Here is a 17,369-nt window from a genome sequence, read left to right on the forward strand (position 1 = left end):
AGTTGAACTTGGGTCTGTCGCCGCTCAGGTGAATGCACGTAATCTCAAACCTGGTTCGAACCTGGTTCGAACCTGGTTCGAGTGAGCAGATCACCTGCCAACAAAGGGGACCCGCAGTGAGGTGGACAACCGTTGCCAGAACGCTGGCTACCTGTGCGATCACCATCGCTGGCACACTCGCAGCCCCGCCGCAGGCCGCTTACGCCAAAAACGGCGACACGCACATCACCGGGCAGGGCCTCGAGCAGACGCTGGACTGCAACGAGTCCACCCTGATCGTCAACGGCACGGCCAACATCATCACCGCCAAGGGCACCTGCTGGGCGGTGACGATGATGGGCTCGTCGAACACCGTCATCGCCGACACCGTCATCAACGACATCACCGTCTACGGCTGGGACGGAACGGTGTTCTTCAAAAACGGCGATCCGGCCATCTGGGATCGAGGCCGCGAACTAGGCATGACCAACCGGATCCAACGAGTAGGCCCGTGAGCCACCCGAACCTGAATCGAGGAAACATGCGCTTCTGCCTGTCCGCCACTACAGCCCGCCCGGCCGGGCTCGTCGCCGGCCTGGCCGCCGCCCTGACAGCCGTCGGAGTGGCCGCGTGCAGCTCGACCGCCAGCCCGCCCGGAGGCTCGAGCACCACCTCCACCAAGCCCTCGACTACGACGTCGAGCAGCGGAACCGCGGCGCCCACATCCTCGGGTGGGATAACCACAACCGCTTCCATCGAGATCGGCAACATGCTGACCTATGGCTCGCTGGGAACGACGGCGACACTTGACTGCGCCGATGGCAAGTCACTGAATGTGGCCGGTTCGGATAACACCCTGACGGTCAACGGCACCTGCCAATCGGTGACCATCGGCGGAGCGAACAACAAGATCACCTTCGACAAGATCGACCAGCGCCTGAGCGTGGTGGGGCTCAACAACACCATCACCTACAAGAACGGCGACCCCACCATCGACAACCTCGGTTCGGGCAACGAGATCAAGAAGGGCGGCTGAGCCGCTAACTCGTCGGGGCGCCGTGCCGGCCGGCCCCGGCGGCGAACCGTCCGGCACCTTCCAGGGCCTCGCCGGCGACCCGGAAGATGCTGGCGAACTCGAGGTCAATCGCAGCGGATTCGGGCAGACCCCACTGATGCAACGCCGATAGCCGATCCGATCGCAGGCACTGCTGCGGTAGCCCTGCCAGTTCCGCTGCCATCTCCTCGGCCGCTTGCCGGGCCTGGCCTTTGGGAACGACCCGATTGGCCAAGCCCATTTGCAGCGCCTCGTCAGCCTTGACCGCGCGGCCGGTGAGGATCATGTCCATCGCCCGGCTGTGTCCGATCAGCCGAGGTAGCCGCACCGTGCCCCCGTCGATGAGCGGTACCCCCCACCGGCGACAGAAGACACCGAACACCGCGTCCTCCTCGGCCACCCGCAGATCGCACCACAACGCCAATTCCAAACCGCCGGCGACGGCATAACCGCTGACGGCGGCGATCACCGGTTTGGACAGCACCATTCGCGACGGGCCCATCGGACCCGGTCCGGTGCGGTGCACGGCATTGGACTCCGGTGTGCCCATCGCCTTCAAATCGGCTCCGGCGCAAAAAGTTTCGCCTGCTCCGCACAGCACGGCGACCGCAGCGGCGTCATCGCGGTCGAATTGCTCGAAGGCCGTATACAACGCGGCGGCCGTTGGGCCGTTGACCGCGTTGCGTGCCGCCGGCCGGTTGATGACCACCGTGGTCACCGGGCCATTGCGCTCCACACGCACCAGGTCACTCATGTCACCTCCAGGAGTTGGGTCCCGTCTTGTTGCGCCAAGTCGCGGCGCTCCGCCAGTTCGGTGGCGAAGTCGTGGTAGGCCACCCGCAGCCGCGCGCCGGGCCAGTCGGCGGGCAGCAATTCGTCGGGTAGCACGGGATCGGTGAGCAGGTGCCGCACGATGGCCGCCGCCACCACGAATCGCTCGGGAACCCCCGTAGCTTGCGCCATTTCGTCGAGCAAGCGGTATCCGGCGCTTGCCCATCCGGGCAGATCCCACAGCTGCGCGGCCAGCTGCGCGGGGTCGTCATCGCGCGCATTGAGGAGCCGCACCCGGGCTTCGACGTCGGCGCCCAATTCGAGGTCGAGGTTGTCCGGCCGCATCCACACCCCTTCGCGGAGCTCACCGAAACGCTTGTGGTGCATGGTGGTTCGCAATGCCGCGCGGGTGCGGGCGTCCGTGCCGACGCTGGTGACGACGAGTAGGTGCCAGTGTCCGCTCCAGGCCCGGGTCCGCGGGCGCATGGCGTCGTCCTGTCGGCGCTGACGGGCCAGCAACCGATCCGAAAGCCGGTAGCCGTCGGCGGACCGGACCAGGTCGCCCGCGCTGACCATGCGGGTCAGCGCGACCCGAAGCGTCGTCTCCTTGATGCCGAAATCGGCTGTCAGGCGAATCAATTCGCTGGCACTGGCCCACGCGGGATGGGCACCGAGCAGCACGCTGAGAACGACTGAGCGGGCTGTCATGCTCGGCATGGTTAGACTCGGCTCAAACCTGCGAAGCCCGCCGGCCGTAGTCGCCGAACGGCTCGTCGCGATGCTTGACCGCATCGCGGAAGCCGTGCTCGACCGCGTCGGCGACGAACGCGTGCCCCTCGGGGGTGTGCCGAGCAACGCCGTCGAACACCGTGCTGACCATTCTGCTGGTGGCCACACCCTGTTGCAGCAGAGCGGAATTGAGCGTGAGCTTGATCATTATCAGCTGGTTGACCGGCATCGCGGCGATCCGTTGGACCAGGCGTTCGGTGCGCTCGTCGAGGTCTTTGGGATCCGGCGCCTCAACCGCGAGCCCCCATTCGGCGGCTTGAGCGCCGGTAATGCAGTCCCCGGTCAGCAGTAGGCGTTTGGCGCGCTGATCGCCGAGCCGGTGCGCCCACAGTCCCGCGGCCGGTACGCCCCAAACCCGCGTCGGCGGGTAGCCGATCTTCGCGTCGGCGGCGGCGATCACCTGATCGGCGTGCAGCGCGATATCGGTACCGCCGGCCACGCAGTAGCCGTGGATCTTGACCACCGTCGGCTTGTCGCAATGCATCAGGCTGGAGAAGCCGCGCACGAAGCGGCTCATCATCTGGTAGTCGATCATCGGGTCCCACGGCTGATTGGGCAGGTGGTTGACGGCCTGGGTCTTGCCGTCCAGCACCGTCCCCCGGTAACCGCCGTCGCCGCCGGCCGACGACGACTGCTCGGCATAGGCGGAAAGGTCGAAGCCGGCGCAGAAACCTTCGCCGCGACCGGACACCAGGATGACGTGGACCTCGGGATCAAGGTCGGCCCGCTCCACCAACGCCGACAGCTCCAGTGGAGTGTCGGCGACGATCGCGTTGCCTTTCTCCGGCCGATTGAAGGTGATCCGGGCAACCCGATCGGCTACCTCGTAAGTCATCGTCTTCAGGTTGTCGAAATCGACCGGCCTGATCGAGTGCGTCATCCCTTAACTAGAGCACGCTCGAGGATTGGCGCCAGATCCAGCCCAGCGGGCATGGTGCCGAATGCCCCGCCCCACTGCCCGCCGATGCGGGTGGCCAGGAACGCCTCGGCGACCGCGGGATGCCCGTGCCGCACCAGCAAGGACCCCTGCAACGCCAGGCAGATGTCCTCGGCGATCTTGCGGGCGCGGTAGGCGATAGTGTCCAGATCGGTCAGCTGGGCCCGCAAATTTTCGACGTGGCTGTCCAGGCGGGCGTCTTGACCGGCGCTGTGCGCGAGCTCGTCGAACAGCACCTCGACGCATTCGGGCCGAGTTGCCATGGCGCGCAACGTGTCCAGCGCGCTGACGTTGCCCGAACCCTCCCAGATACCCATCAGCGGCGCCTCACGGTAGAGCCGCGGCATACCGGAGTCTTCGACATACCCGTTGCCGCCCAGGCACTCCAGCGCTTCGGCCGCGTGTGGCGTCGAACGCTTGCACACCCAGTACTTACTGGCGGCCAGACCGATGCGGCGCAACAGCCCCTCGGTCTGATCGCCGCGCACCGCCTTGTCGGTGGCACCGGCCATCCGCATCGCCACAATCGTGGCGGCCTCGGCCTCCACAGCCAGGTCGGCCAGCACATTGCGCATCAGCGGTTGGTCAATGAGGTAGGCGCCGAACGCCTTTCGGTGCTGAGCGTGATAGACGGCGCGGGTCAGGCCGGTGCGCATGCTGGTGGCGCTGCCCAGCGTGCAGTCCAGCCTGGTGAGGTTCACCATCTCGATGATGGTGGGGACGCCGCGGCCTTCCTCGCCGACGAGCCAGGCGGTGGCGCCGTCGTACTCGACCTCACTGGAAGCGTTGGCGTGATTGCCGAGCTTGTCTTTTAGCCGCTGCAGGAACATCCGGTTGCGAGTGCCGTCGGGCAGTATGCGGGGCAGCATGAAGCAGGACAACCCTTTTGGAGCCTGCGCGAGCACCAGGAAGATGTCGCACATGGGCGCCGAGGTGAACCACTTGTGACCGGTCAGGCTGTACGTGCCGGCTGCGTTAGGGGTCGCCTCCGTGGTTCCGGCGCGCACATCGGAACCGCCCTGCTTCTCGGTCATCGACATGCCTGCCGTGATACCGGGTTTCGTCGCGGCCAGTTTCAGCTCGGGGTCGTAGACGCGGCTGGTCAGCAACGGCTCATAGACGGTTGCAAGTTCGGGGTTGTAACGCAATGCGGGGACGACGGCATATGTCATCGAGATCGGGCAGATGTGGCCGGGTTCGACAGTCCATACCGATGTCTTGGCAGCCCGCACCACGTGAGCCCCCGGCCGCTCGTCGGCCCACGGCGCGGCGTGCAGGCCGTGCTCGATCGCGGTGCGCATCAGCTCGTGGTACGCCGGGTCGTATTCGACCTCGTCCACGCGATGGCCGGTGCGGTCGTGGGTATGCAGAATGGGCCGATTGCGGTCGGCCAGCTCGCCCCAGCGTTGCGCCTCCCGGCTGCCCGAGATCGCCCCGAGCGCGTTCACCTCGTCCAGGCCCCACTGCCCGCCTTCGCGGATCAGCGCCTCGATGAGCACCGCCGATGATGCAGGATTGTGGTCCTCTAACGGAGGCACCTGGTTGGTCACGACATGGGTATCCGGCATGCCACCAATGTTACATTTTTTCTACAACTGCACAAGGGCTGTAATACTACCGCGGATGGGCGGCGAAGAACTTCCACAACATCTGGGTGGCCACCGCGGGCCATTCGTGGCCTCCGTCGTCGACGGTGACGAGCACGACGCTGCGGTTGTTCGGGCATGCCGCGGTCGATGTGGTGACCAGACCGTTGGTACTGCCCCACGGAGCGTCGCACTGGTCGACGTTGCGCCAGAAGGCATTCAGCTGCTGAACAGATGGCCCGTTGATATGGGCCATACCCGCGCCGGGGCCGCCGGTGTATCGGACAAGGGGATCCCCGGTGCCGTGTATGTGCATGACGGACGTCGGATGCGGGGTCCGGCACGGATCCAGCTGCGTTCCTGAAACAGGGCCGATCGCGGCGAAAATCTGGGTGTTGCACGCCAGCGTGTAGGACATGATGGCGCCGTTGCTCATCCCGGTGGCATAGATCCTGGCGGTATCGATGCGGACGTTCTTAGCGATCTCTGCGACGGTCGCGCTGATGAATGCAACGTCATCGACACCGTCGCGGGCGGACCTGCCGCAGCAACCGCCGCCGTTGGCGTTCCAGGCGCGGTGGAAGCCATTCGGATATACCACGGCGAATTTCTCCGACTCGGCCAATTCGTCCCAGTCGTAAGACCTTTCGGCTTGCTTGGCACTGCCAAAACCACCATGAAGCATGACGACCAGCGGCGCCGACGCGGGCAAGCCAGCGGGTTTATAGAGCCGGTAGGTGCGGTCGACGCCGCCGACATTAATCGTGTGGAAGCTGGTGCCGGTCCCGAAACCCGCCGGTGGCAGCGCGCTCCGGTGTGCGCAGCCCACGAGCACGAGTACAACGCCCAAGAAGGTGAAGACCCGATGAAGCATGCGTTAACCGTAGGCTGCGAGGCCCCGGTTGAACACGCCTTAAAATCAGCCGCTTGTTCCTTCGCGCAGAAACGCGATGTCATCCTTGCGGCCCTCGTCGGCGGTTTCGCAGATCACCGGCGCGTCGGCGGCGGTGACGACGGCCAGCAACAGCTCCGGATCGATCTGACCGGTGCCGAAGTTGGCGTGCCGGTCCGCACCGGATCCCGCCGCGTCTCTGGAGTCGTTGCAGTGCACCAGATCGATACGTCCGGTTAGCGCCCGGATGCGGTCGACGGCGTCAATCAGCTGCTCCCCTGCCGCCCAGGCGTGGCAGGTGTCCAGACAGAAGCCGATGCCGGTATCGCCGATGTGATCCCACAGCCGGCCGATGGTGTCGAAGTAACGGGCCATCGCGTGCTCGCCGCCGGCGGTGTTTTCCAGGTAGACCTGCACGTCGGTTTCGAGATACTGCAGCGCCTTGACCCACCGCTCGAAGCCGGCTTCCATGTCATCGTCGTCGGCGTGCCCGCCGTGCACGATGACGGCCGTCGCGTTGATTTCCGCGGCAGCATCACAGGTGTCCTGCAGGATCTTTCGCGATGGAATGCGGATGCGGTTGTTGGCCGACGCGACGTTGATGAGATATGGCGCGTGGACGTACAGCGGCACGGTGGACGCCTTCAGCCTGTCGGCGTCGTCCCGCGGCTTGGGTTTCTTCCAGCTCTGCGGGTTGCCGAGGAAGAACTGCACCACGTCGGCGCCGTCTGCTTGGGCGGCGGCCAGGGGATCGTCCTGGTGGACATGCGAACCGATGAGCACGTCAGCCAGTTTAGTAAGTGGCGCCGACGCAGGCTGCGCGCTGAGTGACTTTCGCTGGCTGACAGTCCAACTACACTTGCGCTGCGTGCAGCAAGAACTGCGTATCGACAACGCTGGTGTGCAAGCGATGGCCGGGCGTTGGGGTGCTTCGGCAGGTGAGTTACCGGCAGCATCGGCTCCGGTGGGGCTGGGGTTGTCGAGCCAGGCCAGTGCGGCCGCAGTCGCTGCCGCCCACGTCGGCATACTGCTTTTACGGCAGCGCTGGCCGGGCGGATCGGGACCCGCGCAACCGCTGTGGCCGAAGCCGGTATGGGCTATGTCGCCAATGAAGCTCACTCTGCCGAGCAGCTGGGCGACCTGACCCGCCCGGTGATCGGCTAGTAGCGATGTCAGCGGTCGCCGGGTTTCCGGGCCTGTCGGAATTGTTGGCCTGGCCCACCGAACACTTAACCGAAGCAGCCGCCCACTGGGCGGCCACCGGCGAACGTAACTTCGGGCTGGCCAACCAGGTCTGGCGCGACGCCCTATCGGTTGATTGGCAAGGCGAAGCCGCCGACGCGCTGCGCAGCGCGACGCACGCCGACATGCTGACGACCAGCGCGGTTGCAGACCAGCTGCACGAAGCCGCCAAAGTAGCCCGCATCGGGGCCTCGGACCTCTATGCGGCCCGCTCCCGGATTCGTTACGCGGTTGAGGATGCCCACTCGGCGGAATTCGTTGTGAACGAAGACCTTTCGGTTAACGATCGCCTCGTTGGCGGCTCGGCTGCGCAGCGCACCGCCCGACACGCCCAAGCCCAAGCCCTCTCCGCCGACATCCGCCAGCGTGCCGCACAGTTGGTCGCCCTCGACCGGCAAATTGCCGGCAACGTCACCGCAGCCGTCGCCGGGATTCGCGACGCCTTCCCACTTAATCCCGTGCTTGACGCGCCGCCGCCAAAACCCACGATTCAAGCCGTCGACCACCACTGGAAACGAGACCCAGCTCCACCGCCTGGTCCGCCCGATCCATGGGAGAGCCGGCCTGCGCCAAAGACATTGGACGACGTGCGAGACGTGTTGCGGCAACTGCGCCGCGGCAGAAACAAGACCGTTCGAGAACTGGATACCCCCGAAGAGGTACGAAGGTTTTATGAGTGGATTACCAAGGGTTCTGTCCGTGAGGTTCCGCCGTTTGGCTTCCCGCGACGAGAGCTCGAGGACGGTACCGTAATCGAAATGCGCCCCAACTCCGGCTCGGGAGGACCCGTCATCGAAGTGAAACCCCCTGGCGCCAAACAAGGGCCGAAGGTGCACTTGCCGCTACCATTTGTCGACGATCCTCCTATACTTCCGCCGCTGCTTGATCACCCTCCGATGGCACCCGCGCCACCACAGACCGGGCATCCTCTCCCAGCCCCGCTTTACCCGACGCAGTTCACTGACCCAACGGACCTACCGCAGTGGTTAGTAGATCCCTCGCCGCCGGGGTTTCGAGTCGGCCCGGTGCAACCTCCGCCGCTATTTGAGTGGGATCAACCGGACCAACCAAACCCTCTGATGCCCCACCCGGCGCCTCCACCGCCAAGTAGCTCATCGCTGCTGCCGGAAATTAGCCACGACCTCAGCGAAGGAGGCAAGAAAGTGTTCGGATGGGTGGTAGTCGGGGGTGTCTTGGTGTGGACGATCCTTTCCGGCGGACAGGGCGGCGAGGCATCCGTGCCATGAGCGCATCGTCTCCAACGCCGAACGGGCAACGCCTACCGTCATCCTCACTCGTCGATGCACTGAAGGGCGACGATGAATACATTCGAGATGTGGTCGCGCTATCTGGAGCTGAGATACCGGAATGGTTGCGGCAGTTAAGCGTTCCCGCGGAGTGGCAATTGGTTCAGCTGCCCGACAACGCAGAACAGCCAATGGCGCGGATGGCGGTACGCGGTCTACGCGGTGATGGCGAGTGGGAGGCCGCCGACTCGATCAGCGTATTCGGCTACACCGGCTGGCCAGTCTTCTATGACGTGTTCCACCACGCGGACGGCATGCTACGTGCTCTCGCAGCCACCGGTATCACCGTCAAGGCATTGCCCGTGCCTCCAATTGAACGGACAGCCGCGATGCGGAGCAGCGGTACCGTCCTGACTGATGATCAAAGTGTGTGGATCCAGCAGAGCCACTACCTGGCCGGTTCAGAGGCTCTTCACGCGAGCAGGCTGATTGTGCACACTCTGTTCGTCGATGCCGCGTCTCGCGCGCGGCTCGCCGAGGACATCATCCAACTCAGCGATGCGGTGTATCAGGGGTTCATTGCCACAGTTCTCAAGGAGTTCCGGCCGAGCTAGTCATCGCTGGCGACTACCAATGCGACACTCGCGGCGGCCCGATCGATTAATACGAATTCGAAAAAGCCTGTAACTGAACCGACCGACGAGCCCCATCCTTCGTCGTGCTGCGCGGTGTCCCGCAGGTCGGGCAACAAGTAGCAACTAGTCGCGCTACGGATCCGCGGGTACAACTCGCGTTCCATATCGTCGCGGCGCGCATCCGGTAGCGGCGCCGCGTATTCGGCCCAGGTTCGTAATAACGGTTCGGCATCGGTCGCAGACACTGGCGAGAACGATTTCGGCGTGATAGCCCGTAGCCAGTAGGGCCCGTGAGTGTTCTCCATGTCTTTGTCGCCGGTGCCGTTGTAGCTGGCGCGATAACGCACGTGACGAATCAACAACTGCAACACGGCATCATCATCGGCGTCGGCGTGTAGTGCGAACAGCTTTATACTCACCCATTGGTAGGTGTGATTGCGGAAGTTGATGAATACCTCGCCCTGGTAAACCAACAGCTCTTCGGCGGGCACCGCACCAGTCTCGACAACGCCTGGTTCGTCCATCGCTCTCTCACCTCCTCCCTTCAACTCTGGATCACCCTGCCGACGAACATCGCGGCTCAGTCTAGAGATGCAGCCACCGCTGGCCTCCGGCGGTGGAACGCGGTGCTCTGCTGGAATGCGTGGCCCGCGCGAACGAGCAACTGTTCGTCGAATTCTCGGCCGATGAACTGCACCCCGAGCGGTGTTCCGCGTGGCGTGACTCCGGCGGGCAGGCATATCGCAGGGTGACCACTGACATTGAACGGCGCGGTCGGTGCCGCCAACTTGGCGGTCAGCTCCGCGTCCTGCCCCAGCCGCAGCATGGTTTTTACTGTCGGAGAACCGATTCCGGAGCTGGGCATCAGCACAATGTCCACGTCTTCGAACACCCGCCGCAGCCGCCCGGTGAATTCGAGACGCTGCCTGACCAGCGTCTGATACTCCACAGCGCTCAGCCCACGGCCAACCTCAATGATCGCGCGCAGCGTCGGCCCGTACTCCTCGGCACGCGCCGGATATGTACGGGCATGCGCGACCGCCGTCTCGACCGCGCGCAATTTCCCGAACGCGGTCACGATCGGACCCAGCGCGGGCAGCGCCACTTCGACGACGGGCCATCCAAGACCCTCCAGCGTCGTAACCACCTCAGCCATCATGGATTTCGTGTCCCCGTCGAACGAATCCAGCTGCGGCCAGTCCACACCGACGCGCGGTGGCCGCGGCAGCGCGAGGTCAGCCACGTAGTCCGGTACCGGCTCCAGCGATGACGTGGGATCGCTGACGTCGGATCCCGCCATAACCGTCAGCAAGGCCGCGGCATCCCGGGCACTTCGGGCAATAGGTCCGACATGGTCGAAAGTGGCTGCTAGTTCCACGATTCCGTGCCGGCTGACGCGGCCCCAGGTCGGTTTGATTCCCGTCACGCCGCACATGCTGGCCGGAAACCGGATCGATCCCCCGGTGTCTGATCCGACCGAGCCGAAACACAATCCCGCCGCGGTGGCCACCCCGCAACCGCTCGATGACACCCCGGCCCAGGTGTCCGGATCCCACGGGTTGACCGGTGTCGGGAGGCTGGGGTGATAGCCGAGATAGGCGCCTTCCGTCATGGCCAGCTTGCCGATGATCACCGCGCCGGCGGCGCGCAGCCGCGCGACAACCGTTGCGTCGTAGTCAGGTCGAAAATCCCGAAAGATGGTGGTGCCGGCCGCGGTAAGAGCGTCGACCGTGTAGCAGAGATCTTTCACACCGATCGGTACCCCATGTAGCACACCACGGTAGCGGCCGTCGGCGATGTCCGCGTCGGCCGCCCGCGCGGCGCGCAACGCAGCGTCCGCGGCGACGCACGCATAGCTCTTGAGCCGGGAATCGTATGACTCGATGCGCCGCAACGTCGAGTCCGTCACCTCTTCCGAGGTGAGTTGCCGGGTACGAATAAGTCCGGCGAGTTCGGTGAGCTCGAGCTTCCAGATTTCGCCCCCGTCTTGCGACAGGTCGGCTACTTTGTCGAATGCCATTGCACCGCTTGCTTATTTGCGATCAGTGCATCGATATCCGAATCGTCATAGCCCGCCTCTCGAAGGACTTCAGACGTGTGCTCGCCAAGCATCGGCGGCGGATATCGCAACCATCCCTCGTCTCCTCCGCCGATATTGATGGACTGCCCAAGCAGTTTCAGTGCGCCCAGCGAACTGTGCTGAGCGGTGGCGACCATATCGAGGCCCGCGGTGATCGGGTGCTCCAAAGCCTGGTCAACCGTGAGCACCGGCCCACACGGAACATCGAATGCGCCAACGATTTCCAGCCATTCGCTGGTCGTCTTGGCCGCCAGCACACCTTCGATCAGTCGGCGCAGCTCACCGCGATGCTGCATCCGCGCGCTGTTGTCGAGGAAGCGCTCTTCTTTTGTCCATTCCTGTGTTCCGAGCGCGGCACACAGCCGCTGCCACATTTTGTCGCTGCCGCACGCCAAAGTCATCGCGCCATCGCCGGTTTTAAAAGTGCCCTGCGGAAACAGGATCGGATGGTCGTTGCCGTCCTGGCCGGGCACCACGCCGATACTGAGGTACTTCTGCGCCTGATAGGACAGCATGGTGAGCATCGACTGCATCAACGATGCTTCCACCACCGCACCGACACCCGTGCGCTCCCGTTCATAAAGGGCCGCAACTACTCCCATGGCGCCGAACACACCGGTCGCCGAGTCCGTTACGGCGATACCTGCCCGCAACGGCCCGGTCTCCGGCGTGCCGGTGATGCTCATCAAGCCCGACATCGCTTGTGCGGTCTGGTCGAACCCAGGCAATGCCGACCCCGGTGGACGCTGACCAAAGCCACTCACCGAGACGTACACCAACCGCGGATATAGCTCCCGCAGCCCTTCTGCGCCCAGCCCCATGGCTTCGGCGGTGCCGGGTTTGTAGTTATGCACAAACACATCGGCATCGCGAATCAGCGCTTGGCATGCCGCCATGCCTTCGGCGGTGTGCAGATCCAGGGCAACGCTGCGCTTATTTCGGTTGGACGCGAGGAAGAAGACGCTCTCGGTGCCGTGGAATGGCCCAGATTCGCGAGCCGGATCGCCAGCCGGCAGTGCCTCCACCTTGATGACATCCGCCCCCAAGTCCGCGAGCAACATGGTGAGCGTGGGACCAGACAAGTATCGAGTCAGGTCCAGCACACGTACGCCGTCCAGCGCCGCCATGTCAGCCGCTGCCGTCGAACTTGGGTGGGCGGCCCTGACTGAAGGCCGCCACGCCTTCGCGTAGGTCCGCACCCTCATAGGCCTCGACATTGAACCGCAGCAGGGCGTCGGTATCGGCCGGGGTAAGCGCTCGCCCGTGCATGTCGGCAACCGCTTTGGAGGCGCGCATGGTCACCGCGGACTGGCGGCAGATCTGGCTCACCAGGCGTGCCGTTGCGTCCGCCAAATCCGCTGGGGCGACGACCTTTTGGACCAGCCCCCAGCACGCGGCGTCGGCTACACCGACCAACTCCCCACTGAACAACAGATACTTCAGGGCCCCCGGACCGATGAGCCGTGCGACGGAATCGGCCTCGGTGAACCCGAGGATTACCCCCAGCTTGCCGATCGGAATGCCGAATCGCGCGTCCTCGGTCGCGATGCGGACGTCGCAGGCGGTGCTCAGCTCGCAACCGCCGCCGACGGCCAGCCCGTGGATCGCCGCAATCACCGGAACGGGAACCGCGGCCACCGCCCTGAGGCAGGCGGCCACGGCCTCGTTGTAGTGGGTGGCGTCGGCTGCGGTCATCCGGGTATCCGGAAACTCCTTGATATCGGCGCCCGCGGCGAACGCCTCATCCCCCGCGCCACGAACCACGACTGCTCGCAGCTCGGATTCGCCCGCGAGACCGTCGAATACCAGCTTGAGCCGACGCCAGCCCGCCAAGTTCAGCGCGTTCTGCGCCTGCGGATGACTCAGCGTCACTATCGCGACGTCCCGATAACGTTGCAGCGCAACACGATCGACGACCGTCTCAAGTGGCGGAGCAGCGAGCAACAACTGGCGTATGGCCTGTTGCAGGTCGTCACCGTCGCCCCAGGGATCGTCTTGGTCGCATTCCGAACCGATGGGCACGCTGGCCAGTTTAGGCACGTACGTGAAGCTAGCCGCACGTTCGGTCGCGAACGTGAAGCTGGCCGCGCGTTCGGCGCGCGGGCGGCACGACGGCGGCGGCCGGCGCGCACGAAAAAGCCCCGGGCCTCTTTGGTTGGCCCGGGGCTTTCTCGTGAGCTAACTACCGATAGTCGCTGTACCCATAGTCGTCCAGCGGAACCGCGGCACCGGTGGCTTGGCCGAAGTCCGGGCTGTAGTACTGGTCCTCGTAGGACGGGATCGTGTACGCCGCGGCGCGTGCCTCCTCGGTGGGCTGAACCTGGATGTTGCGGTAGCGGTTGATACCGGTACCGGCCGGGATCAGCTTGCCGATGATCACGTTCTCCTTCAGACCGTTGAGCTTGTCGCTGCGGCAGTTGATCGCCGCATCGGTCAACACTCGCGTGGTCTCCTGGAACGACGCCGCACTCAACCACGAGTCGGTGGCCAGCGACGCCTTGGTGATACCCATCAGCACCGGACGGCCGGCAGCGGGTTCGCCGCCCTCGGCCACCACCCGGCGGTTCTCCGCCTCGAACTCCGCACGGTCGATCAGCGAGCCGGGCAGGAACTCCGTCGAACCCGAGTCGATGATGGTGACCCGGCGCAGCATCTGGCGCACGATCACCTCGATGTGCTTGTCGTGGATCGACACACCCTGAGCCCGGTACACCTCCTGGACCTCGCGGACCAAGTGGATCTGCACCTCGCGCGGGCCCTGCACGCGCAGCACCTCGTGCGGGTCGGCCGAGCCTTCCATCAGCTGCTGCCCGACCTCGACGTGGTCGCCGTCGGACAGCACTCGCTCGGAACCGTCCTCGTGCTTGAACACCCGCAGCCGCTGACGCTTGGACAGCTTGTCGTAGACCACTTCCTCGCCGCCGTCGTCGGGAACGATGGTGATCTTGTAGAAGCGCTCACCGTCCTCGAGCCGGACGCGACCGGTGACGTCCGCAATCGGCGCCTTGCCACGCGGGACGCGGGCCTCAAACAGCTCCTGGACACGCGGCAGACCGCCGGTGATGTCCTCACCCACACCACCCTGGTGGAAGGTACGCATGGTCAGCTGCGTGCCCGGCTCACCGATGGACTGGGCCGCGACGATGCCGACGGCCTCGCCGATGTCGACCAGCTTGCCGGTGGCCATCGACCGCCCGTAGCAGGTCGCACACACGCCGGTGCCGGTGGTGCAGGTGAGCACCGAACGCACCTTGATCGACGTGATGCCCGCAGCCAGCAGGGCTTCGATCGACGGGTCACCCAGGTCTTCACCACGCGCGACGACGACATTGCCCGCCTCGTCGACCGCGTCGGCACCCAAAGTCCGCGCGTACGCCGAGGTTTCGATGTACGGGTCACGGATGAGCGAGCCGTCAGGCTGACGCTCGGCCAGCTCGACGATGATGCCGCGCTCGGTCTGACAGTCGTGCTCGCGAACGATCACGTCCTGGGACACGTCCACCAGACGACGCGTCAGGTAGCCCGAGTCTGCCGTACGCAATGCGGTGTCCGCCAAGCCCTTTCGAGCACCGTGGGTGTTGATGAAGTACTCCAGCACGGTCAGGCCCTCACGGAACGACGACTTGACCGGACGCGGGATGAACTCACCCTTCGGGTTGGTCACCAGACCCTTCATGCCGGCCAGTGTTCGCGTCTGGGTGAAGTTACCCGTGGCGCCCGAATCGACGATCGTGATGATCGGGTTGTCTGCGGGGTAGTGCTCCCGCAGCGCCTGACCGACCTCGTCGGTGGCTTCCTTCCAGATCTCCACCAGCGCCTCGTTGCGCTCGTCATGGTTCAAAGCGCCACGCTGGAACTGCTTTTCGACCTTGTCGGCCCGCTCCTCGTAGTGGTCGAGGATCTCCTTCTTACGGGGCGGCACCAGCACGTCGGCCATGGAGACCGTGACACCACTACGGGTGGCCCAGTAGAAACCGGCGTCCTTGAGCTTGTCGACGGTCTGCGCGACGACGATCATCGGGTAGCGCTCGGCCAGGTCGTTGATGATCGCGGCCTGCACCTTCTTGTGCATCTGCTTGTTCACGAACGGATAGCCCAGCGGCAGGAGCTCGTTGAACAGCACCCGGCCCAGCGTGGTCTCGGCCACCCAGGGATCGCCCGGCTGCCAGCCGTTGGCGCCGAACACCTCGGCCTCGATCTCGGCCGGCGGCCGCAGCTGGGTCAGCCGCACCTTGATCTTGGCGCGCACCGACAACACACCACGGTCGGAGGCCATGATCGCTTCGGCCGGCGAGGAATACACGCCTGCCTCAGGGCTGTCCTTACCCGCCGGCTCGTATTCACCCTTTTCGCCGGCGACCTCGGTGGTCAGGAAGTACAGCCCGGTCACCATGTCCAGTCGGGGCATGGCCAGCGGGCGGCCGGATGCCGGCGACAGGATGTTGTTGGACGACAGCATCAGGATGCGAGCCTCGGCCTGCGCCTCCGCGGACAGCGGCAGGTGCACAGCCATCTGGTCACCGTCGAAGTCGGCGTTGAACGCCTCACACACCAACGGGTGCAACTGAATTGCCTTGCCTTCCACCAGCATTGGCTCGAAGGCCTGGATACCCAGCCGGTGCAGGGTTGGTGCGCGGTTCAGCAGCACCGGATGCTCCGCGATGACTTCCTCGAGCACGTCCCACACCTGCGGACGCTGGCGCTCCACCATCCGCTTGGCGCTCTTGATGTTCTGCGCGTGGTTGAGGTCGACCAGCCGCTTCATCACGAACGGCTTGAAGAGCTCCAGCGCCATCAGCTTGGGCAGACCGCACTGGTGCAGCTTGAGCTGCGGGCCGACCACGATGACCGAACGGCCCGAGTAGTCCACACGCTTACCGAGTAGGTTCTGCCGGAACCGGCCCTGCTTGCCCTTGAGCAGATCCGACAGCGACTTCAGCGGACGGTTGCCCGGTCCGGTGACCGGCCGGCCGCGACGGCCGTTGTCGAACAGCGCGTCCACCGACTCCTGCAGCATCCGCTTCTCGTTGTTGACGATGATCTCGGGCGCGCCGAGGTCGATCAGCCTCTTGAGCCGGTTGTTGCGGTTGATCACGCGGCGGTACAGGTCGTTGAGGTCGGAGGTGGCGAAGCGGCCGCCATCGAGCTGCACCATCGGGCGCAGTTCCGGCGGGATCACGGGCACGGCGTCGAGCACCATGCCCATCGGCGAGTTCCCCGACTGCTGGAACGCCGCCACCACCTTCAACCGCTTGAGGGCGCGAAGTTTCTTCTGCCCCTTGCCACTTCGGATGACCTCGCGCAGCGTCTCGGCCTCGGCGTCGATGTCGAAGTTCTCGATCAGCTTCTGGATCGACTCCGCGCCCATGGCGCCGGTGAAGTACTCGCCATAGCGGTCCTGCAGCTCGCGGTAGAGGTTCTCGTCCACGATCAGCTGCTTGGGCGCCAGCTTGGTGAAGGTGGTCCAGATGTCCTCCAACCGGTCCAGCTCACGCTGGGCACGGTCGCGCAGCTGACGCATCTCGCGCTCGCCGCCGTCGCGAACCTTGCGCTTGGCGTCGGCCTTGGCGCCCTCCGCCTCCAGCTCGGCCAGGTCGGCTTCCAGCTTCTGCGCCCGGGCCTCCAGGTCGGCGTCGCGCTGGTCCTCAACGCCCTTGCGCTCCACCACCATTTCGGCTTCGAGCGTCGACAGCTCATTGTGCCGCATCTCGTCATCGACCGCGGTGATCACATATGCCGCGAAGTAGATGATCTTTTCCAGGTCCTTGGGCGCCAGGTCGAGCAGGTAGCCCAGCCGCGACGGCACACCCTTGAAGTACCAGATGTGGGTGACCGGTGCGGCCAGCTCGATGTGGCCCATCCGTTCACGGCGCACCTTGGCGCGGGTCACCTCGACGCCACAGCGCTCACAGATGATGCCCTTGAAGCGCACCCGCTTGTACTTGCCGCAGTAGCACTCCCAGTCCCGAGTAGGTCCGAAGATCTTCTCGCAGAACAGGCCGTCCTTCTCCGGCTTGAGCGTGCGGTAGTTGATGGTCTCCGGCTTCTTGACCTCGCCGTAGGACCATTGCCTGATGTCCTCCGCAGTAGCCAGGCCAATACGGAGTTCATCGAAGAAGTTGACGTCTAGCACGTAACTCCCTTTCCCCTAACGGGT

At 64.9% G+C, this 17,369-nt stretch carries 16 protein-coding genes; 4 read left to right on the forward strand and 12 right to left on the reverse strand.

What is annotated here, in order from left to right:
• The first annotated feature begins 116 nt into the window (after positions 1–116).
• Together BST12_RS09440 and BST12_RS09445 are read left to right on the forward strand one after the other, a co-directional pair.
• Complete coding sequence (locus BST12_RS09440) at positions 117–494, forward strand: DUF3060 domain-containing protein (RefSeq protein WP_083112852.1); 378 nt, start codon at positions 117–119, stop codon at positions 492–494.
• Between the two features lie 26 nt (positions 495–520).
• Positions 521–1,015, forward strand: a complete 495-nt coding sequence (locus BST12_RS09445; protein WP_083112853.1) for a DUF3060 domain-containing protein — start codon at positions 521–523, stop codon at positions 1,013–1,015.
• A gap of 4 nt (positions 1,016–1,019) precedes the next feature.
• Here BST12_RS09445 and BST12_RS09450 read toward each other — a convergent pair whose 3' ends face one another.
• The 6 genes from BST12_RS09450 to BST12_RS09475 are packed head-to-tail and all read right to left on the reverse strand — an operon-like array spanning position 1,020 to position 6,791.
• Positions 1,020–1,787, reverse strand: coding sequence for a crotonase/enoyl-CoA hydratase family protein (locus BST12_RS09450; RefSeq protein WP_083112854.1), 768 nt, complete (start codon positions 1,785–1,787; stop codon positions 1,020–1,022).
• Positions 1,784–2,521 carry a PaaX family transcriptional regulator C-terminal domain-containing protein gene (locus BST12_RS09455; RefSeq protein WP_083112855.1) on the reverse strand — a complete coding sequence of 246 codons (738 nt, stop codon included), beginning with the start codon at positions 2,519–2,521 and terminating at the stop codon, positions 1,784–1,786. Before BST12_RS09455 ends, BST12_RS09450 begins: the two co-directional genes overlap by 4 nt.
• Positions 2,522–2,534: 13 nt before the next feature.
• A complete protein-coding gene (locus BST12_RS09460; protein WP_083112856.1) occupies positions 2,535–3,473 on the reverse strand; it encodes a crotonase/enoyl-CoA hydratase family protein in 939 nt (312 codons plus the stop codon).
• Positions 3,470–5,098 carry an acyl-CoA dehydrogenase family protein gene (locus BST12_RS09465; RefSeq protein WP_083112857.1) on the reverse strand — a complete coding sequence of 543 codons (1,629 nt, stop codon included), beginning with the start codon at positions 5,096–5,098 and terminating at the stop codon, positions 3,470–3,472. Before BST12_RS09465 ends, BST12_RS09460 begins: the two co-directional genes overlap by 4 nt.
• 46 nt (positions 5,099–5,144) lie before the next feature.
• Positions 5,145–5,990, reverse strand: coding sequence for an extracellular catalytic domain type 1 short-chain-length polyhydroxyalkanoate depolymerase (locus tag BST12_RS09470; RefSeq protein ID WP_083112858.1), 846 nt, complete (start codon positions 5,988–5,990; stop codon positions 5,145–5,147).
• Positions 5,991–6,035: 45 nt separating this feature from the next.
• Complete coding sequence (locus tag BST12_RS09475; RefSeq protein ID WP_083112859.1) at positions 6,036–6,791, reverse strand: deoxyribonuclease IV; 756 nt, start codon at positions 6,789–6,791, stop codon at positions 6,036–6,038.
• A gap of 85 nt (positions 6,792–6,876) precedes the next feature.
• Here BST12_RS09475 and BST12_RS09480 point away from each other — a divergent pair, with 85 nt between their 5' ends.
• Positions 6,877–7,152, forward strand: coding sequence for a hypothetical protein (locus tag BST12_RS09480; protein WP_245850195.1), 276 nt, complete (start codon positions 6,877–6,879; stop codon positions 7,150–7,152).
• A gap of 163 nt (positions 7,153–7,315) precedes the next feature.
• On the opposite strand, the gene BST12_RS09485 is transcribed toward BST12_RS09480, so the two are convergent.
• Positions 7,316–7,756 (reverse strand): hypothetical protein, encoded by a 441-nt coding sequence (locus BST12_RS09485; protein WP_139801569.1) that lies wholly within the window; start codon positions 7,754–7,756, stop codon positions 7,316–7,318.
• 737 nt (positions 7,757–8,493) lie between these two features.
• Between BST12_RS09485 and BST12_RS09490 the strand changes: the two genes are divergently transcribed.
• Positions 8,494–9,111: a hypothetical protein gene (locus BST12_RS09490; RefSeq protein WP_139801570.1), complete on the forward strand. Its 618-nt coding sequence runs from the start codon at positions 8,494–8,496 to the stop codon at positions 9,109–9,111.
• On the opposite strand, the gene BST12_RS09495 is transcribed toward BST12_RS09490, so the two are convergent.
• The 5 genes from BST12_RS09495 to BST12_RS09515 form a co-directional block, all read right to left on the reverse strand.
• Positions 9,108–9,623 carry a hypothetical protein gene (locus BST12_RS09495; protein ID WP_139801571.1) on the reverse strand — a complete coding sequence of 172 codons (516 nt, stop codon included), beginning with the start codon at positions 9,621–9,623 and terminating at the stop codon, positions 9,108–9,110. The genes BST12_RS09490 and BST12_RS09495 overlap by 4 nt on opposite strands.
• A gap of 89 nt (positions 9,624–9,712) precedes the next feature.
• Positions 9,713–11,152, reverse strand: coding sequence for an amidase (locus BST12_RS09500; protein ID WP_083112863.1), 1,440 nt, complete (start codon positions 11,150–11,152; stop codon positions 9,713–9,715).
• Positions 11,134–12,339: a CaiB/BaiF CoA transferase family protein gene (locus BST12_RS09505; protein ID WP_083112864.1), complete on the reverse strand. Its 1,206-nt coding sequence runs from the start codon at positions 12,337–12,339 to the stop codon at positions 11,134–11,136. The genes BST12_RS09500 and BST12_RS09505 overlap by 19 nt, the downstream gene beginning before the upstream one ends.
• 1 nt (position 12,340) lies before the next feature.
• Entirely contained in the window at positions 12,341–13,252 is a 912-nt protein-coding gene (locus BST12_RS09510; RefSeq protein WP_342746497.1) for an enoyl-CoA hydratase/isomerase family protein, read from the reverse strand.
• 142 nt (positions 13,253–13,394) lie between these two features.
• A complete protein-coding gene (locus BST12_RS09515; RefSeq protein WP_083112865.1) occupies positions 13,395–17,345 on the reverse strand; it encodes a DNA-directed RNA polymerase subunit beta' in 3,951 nt (1,316 codons plus the stop codon).
• Between the last annotated feature and the right edge of the window lie 24 nt (positions 17,346–17,369).

The sequence above is a fragment of the Mycobacterium angelicum genome (assembly GCF_002086155.1).
In the GTDB taxonomy this organism is placed as follows: Bacteria; Actinomycetota; Actinomycetes; order Mycobacteriales; family Mycobacteriaceae; genus Mycobacterium; species Mycobacterium angelicum.

Excerpts from the sequence above, each read along its gene's own strand:
- BST12_RS09445 (WP_083112853.1), top strand. The coding sequence starts at position 521 with ATGCGCTTCTGCCTGTCCGCCACTACAGCCCGCCCGGCCGGGCTCGTC.
- BST12_RS09450 (WP_083112854.1), bottom strand. The coding sequence starts at position 1,787 with ATGAGTGACCTGGTGCGTGTGGAGCGCAATGGCCCGGTGACCACGGTG.
- BST12_RS09455 (WP_083112855.1), bottom strand. The coding sequence starts at position 2,521 with ATGCCGAGCATGACAGCCCGCTCAGTCGTTCTCAGCGTGCTGCTCGGT.
- BST12_RS09460 (WP_083112856.1), bottom strand. The coding sequence starts at position 3,473 with ATGACGCACTCGATCAGGCCGGTCGATTTCGACAACCTGAAGACGATG.
- BST12_RS09465 (WP_083112857.1), bottom strand. The coding sequence starts at position 5,098 with ATGCCGGATACCCATGTCGTGACCAACCAGGTGCCTCCGTTAGAGGAC.
- BST12_RS09470 (WP_083112858.1), bottom strand. The coding sequence starts at position 5,990 with ATGCTTCATCGGGTCTTCACCTTCTTGGGCGTTGTACTCGTGCTCGTG.
- BST12_RS09490 (WP_139801570.1), top strand. The coding sequence starts at position 8,494 with ATGAGCGCATCGTCTCCAACGCCGAACGGGCAACGCCTACCGTCATCC.
- BST12_RS09500 (WP_083112863.1), bottom strand. The coding sequence starts at position 11,152 with ATGGCATTCGACAAAGTAGCCGACCTGTCGCAAGACGGGGGCGAAATC.
- BST12_RS09505 (WP_083112864.1), bottom strand. The coding sequence starts at position 12,339 with ATGGCGGCGCTGGACGGCGTACGTGTGCTGGACCTGACTCGATACTTG.